Genomic DNA, 14,328 nt, shown 5'->3' with positions numbered 1-14,328 from the left:
CGACGCGAAGCCGCACCGCACTCCGCCGCTCCCGTCCCGCCCCCGGGGCGCACCGGGCCGGAGGGGCCGTGCCCGCGCTGTCCACGAGCCCGACCCCAGGAGATCCGCGCGTGTCCTCAGCTCTGTACCGCCTCGGCCGGACCATGGCACGCGCCCGGTGGCGCGTCGTCGGCGCGTGGGCCGTGCTCGTCGTCCTGTTCGGCGCCCTCGCGGTGGGCCTCGGCGGCCAGCTCTCCTCCCAGTTCGAGATCCCGGGCACGCAGGCCCAGCAGGGCCTCGACGAGCTGGCCACCCGCTTCCCGCAGCTGAGCGGCACCTCCGGCCAGATCGTCTTCGTGACGACCGACGGCTCGACGGTCGACGACCATCGCGACGAGATCGCCGCGACGATGGACAAGGCCGCCGCGGTCGACGGCGTCGAGGCCGCCCCCGACCCCTTCTCCGACGTCTCTCCCGGCACCCGCTCGGACGACGACACCGCGATCATCGGCACCGTCCAGATGACCGGTCAGCCCGGCAGCTTCCCGGCCGGGGCCCTCGAGAGCCTGCAGGGCATCACCCGCGACGCCGACGCCGGCGGGCTCGAGGCGCACCTGGGCGGCCAGATCCTCCAGGAGACGGGCCTGCCCGTCGGCATCAGCGAGATCATCGGCGTGATCGCGGCCCTCGTGGTCCTGGCCGTCACCTTCCGCGCGATCCTGCCCGCCGCGATCCCTATCACGACGGCGCTCGTCGGCATCGCCGTCTCCATGACCGCCCTGCTCGCCCTCGCCTCCGGCGTCGACATCCCCTCGGTCACCCCGACGCTCGCGATCATGCTCGGCCTCGCCGTCGGCATCGACTACGCCCTGTTCATCGTCTCGCGGCACCGCAACCAGCTCACGGCCGGGATGGAGGTCGAGGAGTCGATCGGCGAGGCGATCGCGACCTCGGGCAGCGCCGTCATCTTCGCCGGCCTGACCGTGATCATCGCCCTCGTCGGCCTGTTCGTCACCCGGATCCCGTTCCTGACCCTGATGGGCGTGGCCTCGGCCGCGACCGTCGCGATCGCCGTGATCATCGCGCTCACGCTGCTGCCGGCGATCCTCGGCCTGCTCGGCGAGCGCCTGCGCCCGCGCTCCGTGCGGCGCGCCATGGCCGCCGCCGGCGGCGTGCTCCCGCCCCGGCCCGACGACGCGCGCCCCCGTCGCGGCCTCGGCACCTCCTGGGTGCGGCTCGTGACCCGGGTGCCGCTGCTGACGATCCTGATCGTCGTGGTCGGCGTCGGCGCCCTCGCGATCCCTGCCAAGGACATGCACCTCGGGCTCCCGGACCTGGGCACTGAGCGGCCCGACACCCAGGCCCGTCAGACCTACGACCTGGTGTCGGAGAAGTTCGGCGCCGGCTACAACGGGCCCCTGCTCGTGACCGCCGACATCATCAACACGACCGACCCGCTCGGGGTCATGGACGACCTCAAGACGAACATCGAGAAGCTGCCCGACGTCGAGACCGTGCAGCTGTCCACGCCCAACGAGGGCGCCGACATGGGCGTCGTGGTCGTCATCCCCGCCGGCGGCCAGACCGACGAGTCGACCTCCGAGCTCGTGCGCACCCTGCGCGGCGACGCCGCCGGCTGGGAGAATGACCTCGGCATCTCCGACGTGACCGTGACCGGTCAGACCGCCGTCGCGATCGACATCACCGATCGCCTCTCCGACGCCCTCATCCCCTTCGGCGTCTTCGTCGTGGGCCTCTCGCTCATCCTGCTCGCGATCGTGTTCCGCTCGATCTGGGTGCCGATCAAGGCCTCGGTCGGCTACCTGCTGTCGATCGGCGCCGCGTTCGGCGCGGTCGGCATGGTGTTCCAGTACGGCTGGCTCAACGACGCCCTGAACATCCACGTGACCGGCCCGGTGATCTCGTTCATGCCGATCATGGTGATGGGCATCCTGTTCGGCCTCGCGATGGACTACGAGGTGTTCCTGGTCTCCCGGATGCGCGAGGAGTTCGTGCACAGCGGCGACGCCCAGGGGTCGATCGAGCGCGGGTTCTCCGCGAGCGCGCCCGTCGTGGTCGCGGCGGCCCTCATCATGTTCTCGGTGTTCGCCTCGTTCATCCCCGAGGGCACCTACATGATCCAGCCGATCGCCGTGGCGCTCGCCGTCGGCATCCTGGTCGACGCCTTCGTCGTGCGCATGACCCTCGTGCCCGCGATCCTCGCCCTGCTCGGACGCCACGCCTGGTACCTGCCGCGCTGGCTCGACCGCCTCCTGCCCCACATGGACGTCGAGGGCGAGGGGCTCGTGCAGGTCCTCGAGCACCGGCGCTGGACCGAGGAGCACGGCCGCGCGGCGATCCGCTTCCGCGACGTCACGGCCCGCCTCGTGGGGGCCGACGGCGAGCTCGGCCCGCTCACCGGATCCGCCGTGCCGGGCACCCTGCTCGTCGTCCGCGGGGACCGGGCTCGCGTCGACACCGTCCTGGCGCTCGTCTCGGGGCGGCTGCGCCCGGGCGACGGCATGATCGCCGTGCACGACCGTCTGATCCCCGACGAGATCGGCTCCGTGCAGTCGCGCACCCACCTGCTCCTGTCCGGGTGCGACGTCGCCGCCCGGCTGCGCGGCATCCCCGAGCGCGCCGTCGCCGACCGCACGATCGTGATCGAGCGGGCCGTGGACCTCGAGGCCGCAGGGGCCGAGACCGTGTCCCTGCTCGAGTCGATGCTGCGCCGCGGCGCGACCGCCGTGGTCGGCGACATCGGCGCCGACGACGACCGTGCGGGCGACCGCATCGACCGCCTGCTCGAGGCCCCCGAACGCCTCGTCACCCTCGAGCTCGCCGCTCCGACCCCCGCAGCCGCCGACCAAGGAGATCGATCGTGAGGCTCTTCCGCTACCCCAAGGCCCTGATCGTCGTGGTGCTGCTGCCCCTGCTGATCGCCGGTGTGGGCATGTGGGCCCTCAAGGACCGCGTGGACCGTCTCGACGACGTGCCCGCCGCGGTCGTGAACCTCGACGAGGGGGCGACCATGACCGTCGACGGCAAGGAGCAGCTCGTGCCCTTCGGGCGCCAGCTCGCCGGCGCCCTCACCCAGCCCGGGACCACCCAGCAGGGCGACGCGAGCACGACGGTCGGCTTCGACTGGCGGCTCACCGACGAGAAGGACGCCCAGGAGGGGCTGAAGAACGGCGAGTACGCCGCCGTCATCGTGATCCCGAAGGACTTCAGCACCAAGCTCGCGACCCTCGGCACGACCGACGCCGAGCAGGCCGACATCCAGGTCACGACGAACGACGCCTCGGGCGCCCTCGACAGCGCGATCGGCATCGCGATCTCCCAGGCGGCCGCCGCCTCGACGGGCACCGAGATGACCCGGCAGTACCTCTCGCAGCTCTACGTCGGCTTCAACACGATGAAGGACTCCTTCACCCAGGCCGCCGACGGCGCCGAGGGCATCGACGACGGCGTGACCGGTCTGGACGACGGGCTCGGCCAGACCTCCGAGGGCGCGCGCCAGCTCGCCGACGGCTCCTCGGGGCTCGCCGGCGGCGCGCAGGACCTGTCCGACGGCATGAACGGTCTCGACAGCGGCATCCAGCAGACCGCGACGGGCACCCGGAGCCTCGCCGACGGCCTCGGCGACCTCTCGACCGGCGTCGACGGGGTGGCCCAGGGCAGCCGCGACCTCGCCGACGGCCTCGGCGATCTCGCCGACGGCGCCGACCAGCTCTCCGACGGCGCCCAGCAGCTCTCCGACGGCATCAACGGCACCGACCAGCAGCCCGGCCTCATCGCCGGCGTGGACCAGCTCGATGCCGGGGTGACGGGCGACGGGACCGCGCAGAACCCCGGTCTCGCGGCAGGCGCCCAGCAGCTCGCGGACGGTGCGCAGGCGAGCGCCGACGGCCTTGAGCTCGCCTTCGACGGCGACGGGACGGAGAAGAACCCGGGGCTCGTCGACGGATCGAAGCACCTCGCGAACGGTCTCGAAAAGGCCTCGACGGGTGTGAGCGCGATCTCCGCCGGTGACGCGTCGGATCCGACCAAACCCGGCCTGAGCGCTCTCGCCGCGGAATGTGCCGAGAAGTCCACCGACACCACGTTCTGCGCTCAACTCCAGGGCTATGCGGATGGATTGGCTCAAGCCTCGCAAGGCTTGGACGACTCATCCGACGGCGCCCGGACCCTCGCCGAGGGCGTCGACACCGCCGCCCACGGCGACGGGACCTCCGCGAACCCCGGCCTCGTGGGCGGCTCTGAGCAGCTCGCGACCGGCGCCCAGCAGTTCGCCGCCCAGGCGCCGACTCTCGTGGACGGCGTGCAGCAGCTGTCCGACGGCGTCCACCAGCTCGGTGACGGCGCCTCGGGTCTCGCCACCGGCGCCGACCAGCTCGCGAGCGGCACCCGCCAGAGCGCCGACGGCGCTGACCAGCTCGCCGACGGCGCCGAGCAGCTCTCGACCGGCGCCGAAGGCGCCGCGACCGGTGCGAGCCAGCTGGCCGACGGCACGGACCAGCTCGCGACGGGCTCCTCCCAGCTCGCCTCGGGCACGTCCGAGCTCGCCGACGGCGCGGACGAGCTGGCGACGGGCACCCAGGGCCTCGCGGACGGCACGAGCCAGCTGCACGACGGCTCGACCCAGCTCGCCGACGGCTCCGGCCAGTTCGCCGAGGGGCTGCGCGACGGCGCCGACCAGATGCCCAGCTACACCGAGTCCGAGCGCACGGCCATGAGCGACATGGGGGCCCAGCCCGTCACGAGCCTGTCCTCCCGCGAGAACCAGGCCCACGGCGCGTCCACCGCGACCTTCCCCTTCGTGGTCGCGCTCGCCCTGTGGCTCGGCGCCTTCGGTTCCTTCCTGCTGCTGCCGGCCCTGTCGCGGCGCTTCCTCGACGCCGCGATGCCGATGTGGATGGTCGCGCTGCGCTCGCTCCTGCCCGCCCTCGCCCTGGGGGTCGTGCAGACCGTCGCCGTGCTCGGCGTGATCACCGCGATCGGCGTCAAGCCGGTGTCGGCGCTCGGCGTGGGGGTGATCTCGCTCGCCGGGGCGGTCGCCTTCGCTGCGCTCCACCAGGCGCTCCTGGCGCTGCTGGGCAACCGGGTGGGGCGCATCGCGTCGATCGTCGTGATGGTGCTCCAGGTGGTGGTGCTCGCAGGGATCCTGCCCCTGCAGACCGCTCCGGAGCTGCTGCAGTCGATCAGCGCGTTCATGCCGATCTCGATCGTGTCCACGGGGCTGATCCATGCCGCGCTCGGCGGCACCCTGGTCTCGACGTCGTCGACCCTGCTGGCCCTCGCGGGCTGGACGGCCGCCTCGATCATCGTGACCCTCGTGGCTTCGCGCTCGGCGCGTTCGCTCGCCGTCGCCCGGCTCGTCTCGGAGAACGACGCCCTCCCCGCCTGAGCTGGTCCCCAGGGGCGACCGGGCACGGTGCGAGCGGCCGGGATCCGCACCGGGTGGGCCCTGCCGACGGCAGGGAGGTGAGCCCTGCCGGCGCCAGGGAGGCGCGGTCTCATTGGAAGTCCCGTGATCGTCCCGCGGCGGGCACGTGGAGAGCGCTCACGGCGTCGGCCACGAGGTTCACGACGCCGCTCGCGTTCTCGACGACCCCGCGCAGCACCACCCCGCGGGAGGTGCGCAGGACCGCCCGATGGCGGCGCCAGAGCCCGACCGAGCACACGACGTTGAGGATCCCCGTCTCGTCCTCGAGGCTCAGGAAGGTGACGCCGCTGGCCGTGGCCGGGCGCTGCCGGTGCGTGATCACCCCCGCCGTGTGCCGGCGGGTGCCGTCGGGCACGTCGCGCAGGGAGGTGATCGGCAGGACGTCGCGCGCGGTCAGACTCTCGCGGACGAGCGCCATCGGGTGCTCACCGGGCGTGATGCCGGTGGCCCACGCGTCCGCGGCCGCGAGCTCGGCGTCGCTCATGCCCGGCAGCATGGGGGCGTCGGCGCCGACGGCCAGGTGCGGCAGGGTGTCGGGGGACTCCTGGGCGGCGGCCCCGGCCGCCCACAGCGCCTGGCGCCGGGAGGAGGCGAGCGAGTCCAGCGCCCCCGCGGTCGCGAGCGCCTCGAGCTGCCGGGCGCTCAGGCCCACGCGCCGGGCGAGGTCGGGGATGGAGGCGAAGGGGCCCTCCTCGCGGCGGGAGACGATGCGCTCGGCGGTCTTGTCGCTGATCCCGCGCACCTGCTCGAGGCCCAGCCGGATCGCGGGCCCCGCCGTCGCGGCGGCCCCCTGGACCTGGGGGCGCGCGGCGCGCAGCACGTCCTTGTCGTCCTCGGACCAGCCGTCGGAGCCATGCCACTGCCCCTCGGGGCTGCGGCCGGCGGCCTCGAAGACCTCGTCGTCGCTCGGCACCCGGTAGGCGGTGTGCTCCTCGTCCAGCTCGAGGGTGGTCTGGACGTCGGAGACGGCCACGTCCACGCCGCGGGTGCGGACGCCGTGGCGTCGGGCGTCGGCCACGAGGGACTGCGGCGAGTAGAAGCCCATCGGCTGGGAGCGCAGCAGGGCCGCCGTGAACGCCGCCGGGTAGTGGGCCTTGAGATAGGCGCTCGCATAGACGAGATAGGCGAACGAGTAGGCATGGGACTCCGGGAAGCCGTAGTTGGCGAACGCGAGCAGCTTGCGGTGGATCGCCTCGGCGTCCTCCCCCACGATGCCGTGGCGGGCCATGCCGGCGAACAGCTGATCCGACAGCGCCAGCATCCTCTCGGTCGAGCGCTTGGAGCCCATGGCGCGTCGCAGCTGATCGGCCATCGCGGGTGAGAAGTCGGCGACGTCCACGACCATCTGCATGAGCTGCTCCTGGAACAACGGGACCCCCTTGGTGCGGCCGAGGGACTTCTTCAGGAGCGGGTGGAGGAAGGTGACCTCCTCCTCGCCGTTCTTGCGGCGGATGAACGGGTGCACCGAACCGCCCTGGATGGGACCGGGCCGGATCAGCGCGACCTCGATGACGAGGTCGTAGAACTCCTTCGGCTTGAGCCGCGGCAGCGTTGCGATCTGGGCGCGGGACTCCACCTGGAACACGCCGACGCTGTCGCCCGCGCACAGCATGTCGTAGAGCGCCGGGTCCTCCTGGGGCAGGGACGCGAGGTCGAAGTCCTGCCCGTGGTACTCGCCGACGAGGCGCAGCGCGTGGTCCAGGGCGGTGAGCATCCCCAGCCCCAGCAGGTCGAACTTCACGAGCCCCGCGTCGGCGCAGTCGTCCTTGTCCCACTGCAGCACGGTCCGGTCCTTCATCCGGGCGTGCTCGACGGGGCACACCTCGATCACGGGCCGGTCGGCCAGGACCATGCCACCGGAATGAATGCCCAGGTGACGAGGGGCGTCGCGCAGCTGATGGGCCAGGTCGATCACATCGGCGGGGATGTCGGTCTCCTGCAGTGAGGAGAAGGAGCGCTCGATCTGGCGGGCCCAGGCGTCCTGGCGTCCGACGTCGTAGCCTAGGGCGCGGGCGGCGTCGCGCACGGCGAGCTTGGCCCGGTAGGTGATCACGTTGGCGACCTGGGCGGCGTTCTCCCGGCCGTAGAGGTCGTAGACGTGCTGGATCACGTCCTCCCGGCGGGCCGAGTCGATGTCGAGGTCGATGTCGGGCGGCCCGTCGCGCTCGGGCGCGAGGAAGCGCTCGAACAGCAGCTGATGGCCGACGGGCTCGACGCCGGTGATGCCGAGGGCGTAGCAGACGGCGGAGTTGGCGGCCGAGCCGCGTCCCTGACACAGGATCGCGTTCTCCCGGCAGAAGTCGACGATCTCGTGGACGATGAGGAAGTAGCCCGGGAACTTCAGCTCGGTGATGATCTTCAGCTCGCGGTCGATCTGCTTCCAGGCCCCCGGCACCCGTTCGGGGCGATCGGGGGTCGGACGCGGCCCGTAGCGTTCCTTGCCCTGCTTCTCGACCAGCTCGACGAGCCAGCTCGCCTCGTCATGGCCCGCCGGGACGGGGAACGGTGGCAGGTCGGGAGCCAGCAGCTTGAGATCCAAGGAGCAGTCCTCGCCGATCCGGGCGGCGTTCGCCACGGCCTGCGGATAGCGGGAGGTGAGGGCCAGCATCTCCTCGCCGCTGCGCAGGTGGGCCAGGCGGCTCGACAGGTACGGGTCGGCGCTCTCGAGGCTGCCGCCGGCACGCAGGGCGGCATGGGCGTCCGCGAGACGCTTGTGGCCCGTGTGGGCGTAATGGGCGTTGGTGGTGGCCACGAGCGGGAGCGTCGCGGCGTCCAGTCCTCGCTCCTCACGCACCAGGCGGGCGCCCTGGGCGAGCGCGTCGTGCAGCTCGTCGTCGAGCACGTCGCCCGTGCGGGTGAGCTCGACGACCACGTTGCCGGCGCCGAACAGCTCGACGAGACGGTCGATCGCCGCGGCGGCGGCGCACGCCGCGCCCTCGAGGTCGCCCTCGAGCAGAGGGGGGCGCACGGCCGCGGCGACGGCCCCCTTGCGGCAGCCGGTGAGGATCAGCCAGTGCCCCTCGCGCGCGGCCTCGGTCAGACGGTCGAGCCGATAGCGGGGGGCGCCCTTCTCCCCGCCGTCGAGATGGGCGCGGGCGATGAGCGCCGACAGCTGCCGATAGCCCCTCGCGTCGCGGGCGAGCACGAGCAGGTGCTCGCCGAGCGGATCGGGCACGCCCGTGCGCGGGGCAGAGCGCACGGGCGTGGAGGAGGCGACGTCGGCCCCCGGCTCTGTGCCGAGCGTGAGCTCGGAGCCGAAGATGGTGGCCATGTCGTGCTCCCGGGCGGCCTGGGCGAAGCGGACCACGCCGGGGAAGCCGTCGTGGTCGGTGAGGGCGATCGCGCGCAGCCCGAGCCGGGCGGCCTCGGCCACCATGTTCTCAGGGCTCGAGGAGCCGTCGAGGAAGCTGAAGTGGGAGTGGGCGTGCAGCTCGGCGTAGGGGACGTCCGCGGCCGGGGTGTAGGCGTCGCGCTGCCGCACGCCGGTGTGGATCACCTCGATGGGCGGCGGGGCGGTCACGTGCGCGGGGCGGTCCGACAGGACGGCCTCGAGGTCCTTCCACGAGGGCGGGCCGAGGAACCAGCGGCTCATCGGGGCACCTCCTGGCTCGGGTCAGTCATAGATGCCCTCCACGCTCCAGGCGCCGTCGCAGGAGAGGACGAGCAGGGCGGTCTGCTCGCCCCCGCTCGTGCCGTCGCCGCGCTCGGCCCCGACGACGAGCTGCAGGCGGGCGGAGCGGCGTCCGCTCGGACCCCACCAGCGTTCGTCTATGACGGTGGGCGCGCCGTGGGAGAGGACGTCGAGCGAGCCGCCCGGGGCCAGCGCGGTCCCGGCCAGAGCCCTGCTCCCGGCGGGGACCGACAGGCGGGACGGCGGGGCGCTCAGCAGACCGCGGGCGGTGACGAGGACGGGCGAGCCGCCCGCGTCGAGCAGCGTCACGGTGGGCCGCTCCCGGAACACCGTGGCGGGGACGGGGCGCGGCAGGGAGCCGGGCCACGGCCCCCGTCGCGGGGCGGGCCGTTCGCTGCGCCACGGGATGAGGGCGACCTCCTCGGCCAGCAGGCGCCCGCCCGCGGCCGCGGGGACGAGCACCGCCCGCTCGCCCGCGAGTCCCTGGGCACGGGCGAAGGCGCGCGCCGCGCGCTGGGAGGCCTCCCCCGCGCTGCCCCACAGGGCCGGGGCGCCCTCCCCGGCGGGCATGAGCTGCACGGGGTGCAGGCCGAGACGGATGATCGCGCCGGTGCGGGCCCTGCCGAGCCGGGCGCTCGTGACCCATCCGTCGCACTGCCAGCGGATGCGGTCGACCACATCGGCCACCGTGAGCGCCCCGTCGTGGCGCCACGTGCGCTCCATCTCCTCGCCGTTCTCGGTGCGGGCGACGATCCGCAGACGGGTGCAGATCAGGCCGCGCTCGACGAGCAGCGCGTGCAGGTGCTCGGCCAGGGGCCGGGCGACGAACGCCGCCTGGTCGGTGCGCACGAGCGGGGTCTCGAGGACCGTGATCGCCTCGATCGGCTGCTCGGGCCGGTGCGCCGCCGGGGGCGACGGCTCGAGGCCGCGGCTGAGCAGGTGCAGGAGGGCGACGTCGGGGCCGAAACGGTCGGCCACCGAGGAGGCAGGAAGGGCCGCGAGGTCCCCCAGGGTCGCGATGCCGAGACGCTGCAGCAGGTCGACGACCTCGGCGAGATCGAGGCGCTTCTCGCCGACGGCGGGGGCGGCCTGGTCGCGGTGGCCCCAGCCGGGGCCGACGGGGGCATGGCGCAGGGCGGCGATCGGGTGCGGGGCGAGGTAGTCGGCGCTGCGCCCGGTGCGCACGACGCGTCCGGCGCGAGCGGCCAGGAGGGCCGCGAAGGGGCCGTCGGCGATGCCCACGGAGCAGTCCCAGCCGGTGAGGTCGGCGACGGCGTCGACGATCCGCTCGGCGAGGCGCTCCTCTCCCCCGGCGTGGCGGGCCGGGCCCCGGGCGCTCATCAGCAGGATCCCCGGCCGCAGCACGTCCACCCCGGCGGCGACGGTGTCGACGGCGGCCGCCACCAGCTCGAACAGGGAGGCCTCGTTCTCCCGGTCGGCCTCGAGCACGGTCGCGTCGGGGCAGGCGGACTGCGCGGCGCGGCGGCGCATGCCGATCGCGACGCCGCGCTCGCGGGCCGCGGGGTCGGCGTGCACCACGCGATGGCGGTCCAGCAGGATCAGCGGCCCCGGGGCCGCCGCAGGCGCCGGTGCGGGGGCGTCGACGGGCAGCGGGTCCGGACCACGGGAGCCCTCTGCGGCTCGTGCCCTCTCCACGGCGGCCCGTTCGGCCTCCTCGCGGGCGCGTTCATGACGGTCGCGAGCTGCCACGAGCGGCCAGTCCGGCACGATCACGGCAGCGGTCCGCGTGGAGACGCCCTCGGTCTGCGGCGTCTGCGGAGAGAGGAGGTCGGGGAGCAGGACGGACATCAGCCGGCCCTCCTCACCGCATGCAGGGCGACGGGAGCCGAGGGCGAGTCGGCCGTCGTCGCTGCCGGCTGCTGGCCGACTGCGGGAAGCGCCGCGATCATGCCGCGCACCTCCGGCAGGAGGACCGTCGTCTCGCGGTCGCCGGCGATGCCGCGACCGGCGGAGGCCACCAGGAGTCGTCGGCGGCGCAGGCGGCCCGAGCCCGATCCGAGGCCGTCCCAGCCGAGGGCGGTCGCCTCGAGCTGCACGTCGGCGCGGCCCGGTGGACGGGCGGCGAGCACGAGGGTGTCCCGGGTGCGGGCACGGCCGGTCAGCGCGCGCCACAGGGCGGGCGTGAGCGGGAGATGAGGGCCCAGGACCACCACCCCCACGCCGTCGACGAGGGCGGAGAGCACGGAGGCGGTCTGCTCGGCGGCCGCGGGCATGATCGCGAGGCGCCGGGGGTCGAGCCCGGCGTCGAGCGCGGCCCGCAGGCCGAGGTCGGGCAGTCCCGCGATCGCGCACCAGGCGTCCTCCCCTGCGGCCGTGGCCGCGAGGGCCAGCAGCAGCGAGGTGCTCGCCGCCCCGGTCACCGCGAGCGAGCTGCCGGCACGCAGGGAGCCGTAGGGGATGAGCGGTGCCAGGGCGTCGGGGACGGGCAGACGCGTGTGGGCCTCGTCGGGGGCGACGGGCGGCTCAGCGGGAGCGGCGGGGGCGATGGTCGGCGCATCGGGGTCAGGGGGCGTCGGTGCCGGCGCGGCGGGAGGAGGGACGAGGCCCACGGGGCCGCCCCGCCCCGTGCCGGCGCGCAGGGCGGTGCGATCGATCCGGCCGCCCCAGCGGGACGCGCTGCGCTCGGCCGCACCGAGAGCCGCGCGCGCCCGCGCCAGACGCTCCTCCCTCTCGCCCGTGGGCGCCTGCGCCTGCACGACGCTCATGGATCCACCTCCGTCCCGACCGCTGGCGACGGCCTCCCGACCGATCGCTTGTTCGAACGCGTGTTCGAACGCGTGTTCGAACAATACGCCGGGAGCGGGAGGGATCGTCAAGCCGTGCAGGTCACGCTCTCGAACACCTGTCCGACAGTGTGGAAGAGGGGTGTGACAGACGGGGGTGTGGGCACCGTGCGGAGGAGGGGGCGACGCCGGAGCGGCCGTCCCCTCCCGGTCGTGCGCCCGCCTGCGGACCGTCGCCTCGCCATCAGGGTCCGCAGCGGGGCACGACGACCCGGGACACCGTCAGGGCATGGTCGTCCCGAACCGGACGAGACGGCGCGAGAGGCTCTCGTCCGCGAATGCGTCGAGGAGCTCGGCATCCGCGTGCGAGCACTCGCGCCCCTCGCGATGCCGTGCCCGGACCCGAGCCTCGTGATGACCTCGTTCCTGGTCACCGCCTGGTCGGGAGAGCCGGTCAACGCCGCCCCGGACGAGCACGACGAGCTGCGATGGTTCGCGGCCGACGACCTGCCCGCGCTCGTGATGGCCCATCCCTCGGTGGCCTCCGCCCTGGCGACGTCCTGCGTTCGGCCGCCTGAGGCCGTCGGGCACGTCGTCCTTGATCGAGTCGGGCGGATCGCGCCTTGACCTTGCCCCCTAGGTCAAGGTCTAGCGTGTGGCCGGAGGTCGACGATGCGGATCGGAGAACTGGCGGGTCGCGCGGGCGTCACGGTGAAGGCCGTTCGGTACTGCGAGCAGCTCGGTCTGCTCGCGCCCTCACGGGGGAGCAACGGATATCGCGTCTACGGCGAGCACGATCTGCGCGCGGTGTCCGAGATCCGCGACCTGGCCGGGATGGGCATCTCACCTCAGTACGCCCGCCCGTTCGTGGAGTGCCTCGGCGCGGGGCACGAGCACGGCGACGACTGCGTCAGCTCGCTGGCCGCATACCGCGACGCGATCGCCGCGCTGGACCGCACCATCGACTCCCTCACCGCTCGGCGCGCCTCTCTCTCCGCACGTCTGCTGGACAGCGCCTCACGAACCTTCACGGAGACAGCGATGACCGACACCGCGATCTTGCCCGACGGCCTCCCCGTTCCCGAGGACGACGGGGCGGCCGACCATCTCCCGGGCTCGGAGCTTCCTGCTCTGATGCTGCCCGGAACCGACGGCGGCCACATCGATCTGGGGAGCCTGGGAACGGCACGGACGGTGCTCTACCTGTACCCGCTGACGGGTCGCCCCGGGGCCGATCTGCCCGAGGGGTGGGACGCGATCCCGGGTGCGCGCGGCTGCTCGACCGAAGCCTGCGACTTCCGGGATCATGTCGAGGATCTGCGCCGAGCCGGCGCTTCGCGTGTCTTCGGACTCTCGAGCCAGAGCACGACGTATCAAGCGGAGGTCGTCGACCGGCTCCGTCTGCCGTTCCCCATGATCTCCGACGAGGGGTTCGAGCTGGGCGACGCGCTGCACCTGCCGATGATCGCCGCCCCCGGCCATGACCGGCTGTACGCCCGTCTGACGCTGATCGTCCGGGACGGGCGGATCGAGCATGTCTTCTACCCGATCTTCCCGCCGAACACCCATGCTCAGCAGGTGCTGCGATGGCTCACGGAGAATCCCGCCTCGGACGGGACGGCGGAGCGGCGATGACCGAGCGGCCGTCGAGCCGGCACCCTCTATCGCGACAGCGACTCGGCCATCCAGGCCAGCTGGGTCGAGAGGAGGGCATGGCCCTCGATCGCCTCGTGCACCGCGGAGGTGACCGCGCGGGCCTGGCAGAGCCCTGCCGTGAGCGCCGGGGAGACGTCGGCGACGTCGGCGAAGAGCTCGAGCCGACGCAGGAGCTCACGCGGTCCGGCGGCGATCAGCTCGCCCAGCCGATCCCGCTCCACGACCACGGTGTGGCTCTCGTAGGCGATGGTGCCGACGCGCGGCGCCGGGTCGAGGACGCGCCATCGTCCGTCGCGGTCCCGGTGGACATTGCGCGAGTGCAGGTCGCCGTGGGTCATGGTGCCGGTCGGGTCCTCGGCGAGGTCGGCGATCGCCTCTCGCGCCCTCTCGATCGAGCGGCCCGAGAGCAGGGATGGACCGCGGTGCAGCAGGACGTCGAGATGCGCGAGCCAGCCGTCGGACCCGAGGCGTTCGATCGACACTCCGTCGCTCATCCGCGAGGGATCGGGCACCGCGAGAGACCGCGCCAGCTCCGCTTGGACCGTGATGGATCGATCCGGCGGGGCACCGGCCAGGGAGACGGGCGTCAGCCGTTCCAGCAGCAGGGCGCCGAGGCCGTCGTCATGATCGAGACAGCGCACCGATGCCGACGCCGGGAAGGCCCGCAGCGCGAGGGCCTCGAGAGCCCCCGCGGATCGGGGAAGCACCTTGAGCATGAGCTCCTGGTCCCCGCGGCGGACGGGAAGGACCTCTGACATGCCGCCGTGCAGCAGCTCGCCGTCGGGCTCGCATCCCCAGTGCTCGAGCGCACGGGCCAGCGGATCGCTGAGAGAGGCAGGCATGGAGGAGATCATCGCTCTCTCCGCGGCCTC

At 73.5% G+C, this 14,328-nt stretch carries 8 protein-coding genes; 4 read left to right on the top strand and 4 right to left on the bottom strand.

The window, feature by feature from the left end; genetic code table 11:
- Positions 1-110 precede the first annotated feature (110 nt).
- Both BRM3_RS12135 and BRM3_RS12130 read left to right on the top strand, forming a co-directional pair.
- Positions 111-2,864 (top strand): MMPL family transporter, encoded by a 2,754-nt coding sequence (locus BRM3_RS12135; protein ID WP_263593562.1) that lies wholly within the window; start codon positions 111-113, stop codon positions 2,862-2,864.
- Positions 2,861-5,386: a YhgE/Pip domain-containing protein gene (locus BRM3_RS12130; protein WP_263593561.1), complete on the top strand. Its 2,526-nt coding sequence runs from the start codon at positions 2,861-2,863 to the stop codon at positions 5,384-5,386. Before BRM3_RS12135 ends, BRM3_RS12130 begins: the two co-directional genes overlap by 4 nt.
- Positions 5,387-5,495: 109 nt before the next feature.
- Here the strand turns inward: BRM3_RS12130 and BRM3_RS12125 are convergent, their stop codons facing one another.
- Genes BRM3_RS12125 through BRM3_RS12115 form a run of 3 tightly spaced genes read right to left on the bottom strand, consistent with a single transcriptional unit; the run spans position 5,496 to position 11,782 of the window.
- Positions 5,496-9,017: an error-prone DNA polymerase gene (locus BRM3_RS12125; RefSeq protein ID WP_263593560.1), complete on the bottom strand. Its 3,522-nt coding sequence runs from the start codon at positions 9,015-9,017 to the stop codon at positions 5,496-5,498.
- A 21-nt stretch (positions 9,018-9,038) separates the two neighbouring features.
- Positions 9,039-10,865, bottom strand: a complete 1,827-nt coding sequence (locus BRM3_RS12120) for a DNA polymerase Y family protein (protein ID WP_263593559.1) — start codon at positions 10,863-10,865, stop codon at positions 9,039-9,041.
- Positions 10,865-11,782, bottom strand: coding sequence for a hypothetical protein (locus BRM3_RS12115; RefSeq protein WP_263593558.1), 918 nt, complete (start codon positions 11,780-11,782; stop codon positions 10,865-10,867). The genes BRM3_RS12120 and BRM3_RS12115 overlap by 1 nt, the downstream gene beginning before the upstream one ends.
- 60 nt (positions 11,783-11,842) lie before the next feature.
- Between BRM3_RS12115 and BRM3_RS12110 the strand changes: the two genes are divergently transcribed.
- Both BRM3_RS12110 and BRM3_RS12105 read left to right on the top strand, forming a co-directional pair.
- A complete protein-coding gene (locus tag BRM3_RS12110; RefSeq protein WP_263595458.1) occupies positions 11,843-12,427 on the top strand; it encodes an NUDIX domain-containing protein in 585 nt (194 codons plus the stop codon).
- A 45-nt stretch (positions 12,428-12,472) separates the two neighbouring features.
- Positions 12,473-13,435, top strand: a complete 963-nt coding sequence (locus BRM3_RS12105) for a redoxin family protein (protein ID WP_263593557.1) — start codon at positions 12,473-12,475, stop codon at positions 13,433-13,435.
- A gap of 26 nt (positions 13,436-13,461) precedes the next feature.
- On the opposite strand, the gene BRM3_RS12100 is transcribed toward BRM3_RS12105, so the two are convergent.
- Entirely contained in the window at positions 13,462-14,298 is an 837-nt protein-coding gene (locus BRM3_RS12100) for an aminoglycoside phosphotransferase family protein (protein WP_263593556.1), read from the bottom strand.
- Between the last annotated feature and the right edge of the window lie 30 nt (positions 14,299-14,328).

Origin of the sequence: Brachybacterium huguangmaarense, assembly GCF_025725725.1 — a bacterium.
Lineage (GTDB): Bacteria > Actinomycetota > Actinomycetes > Actinomycetales > Dermabacteraceae > Brachybacterium > Brachybacterium huguangmaarense.
This window is presented reverse-complemented; position numbering and strand designations above follow the sequence as displayed.